The organism is Stappia sp. P2PMeth1 (assembly GCF_900185735.1).
In the GTDB taxonomy this organism is placed as follows: Bacteria; Pseudomonadota; Alphaproteobacteria; order Rhizobiales; family Stappiaceae; genus Stappia.
Window position 1 is genome coordinate 1 of sequence record NZ_FYAW01000028.1, and the last position, 1203, is coordinate 1203.

Sequence of the window (1203 nt, forward strand, 5' to 3'; positions counted from 1 at the left end):
TGACCTGCTCCCCGTTTTGTCCGCGTCTATAAGTTAGCCCTGTTCAGGTTGTGGTCCCTTTCGGACCGGGTTGCAAATTCGTTCGGGGTGAGGCCGTCGAGGCTCGTGTGCGGTCGGTTGAGATTATAGTCCATCCTCCATTCTTCGATGACCTCTCGAGCATGGCGATAGCTGCGGAACAGATGCTGGTTGAGGCACTCGTCCCGCAGCCTGCCGTTGAAGCTTTCCACGAAGCCGTTCTGCATCGGCTTGCCGGGCGCGATGTAATGCCATTCGACACCACGATCCTGCTGCCATTTGAGCATCGCATTCGAGGTCAGTTCCGTGCCGTTGTCGCTGACCACCAGCAGCGGGTAGCCGCGGTGCTCAGCGACGATATCCAGTTCACGGGCCACGCGTTCACCCGAGATCGAGTTATCGACGACAGTCGCCAGGCATTCCCGGCTGAAGTCATCGATGACGCACAGGATGCGGAAGCGGCGTCCATCGACCAGAGTGTCGGACACGAAGTCGAGGCTCCAGCGCTGGTTGGGATCCTGCGGGATCGTCATCGGAGCACGCGTGCCCAGGGCCCGCTTGCGGCCGCCACGCTTGCGCAAGGTGAGCCGTTCCTCGCGATAGAGGCGGTAAAGCTTCTTCCCGTTCACCTCGACGCCCTCCCGCTTCAGCAGGATGTGCAGGCGCCGGTAGCCGAAGCGCCGGCGTTGTGACGCCAGTTCCTTCAGCCGCTTACGCAGTTCCGCATCATTCGGTCGCGTCGATCGGTAGCGGTAGACACGCGGATCAATGCCCACCAGCCCGCAGGCGCGTCGTTGCGAGTAGCCTTGATGTTCGATAGCCCAGCTCACGGCGTTCCTCCTCGAGCCGGGCGTCAGAAGTTTTTTCCGAGCATCTCGCGGAGCGTCGACACGTCCATCATCGACTCCGCCAGAAGCTTCTTCAGCTTGGCGTTCTCCTCCTCCAGCGCCTTCAGCCGCTTGGCCTCCGACACGTCCATGCCGCCATACTTGGAGCGCCACTTGTAGAAGGTCGCATCGCTGACGCCGTATTTGCGGCACAGATCGGCGGCCGACATGCCCGCCTGGTGCTCCTTCAAAATGCCGATGATCTGCTCATCGGAAAACCTGGATCGTTTCATTACCTGTCTCCTTCGTCAGGGGCAGGCTAACCTCAAAGCGGAGACAATTCAGGGGAGCAGGTCAA

General features: G+C 60.7%; 1 protein-coding gene. It reads right to left on the bottom strand.

All coding sequences use genetic code 11. The features are described 5' to 3' along the window. Positions 1 to 26 precede the first annotated feature (26 nt). A protein-coding gene (locus tag P2PM1_RS19390) for an IS3 family transposase (protein ID WP_186400182.1) occupies positions 27 to 1138 on the bottom strand; the annotation gives its coding sequence in 2 pieces (ribosomal slippage) (positions 27 to 883 and positions 883 to 1138; 1113 coding nt in all). Between the last annotated feature and the right edge of the window lie 65 nt (positions 1139 to 1203).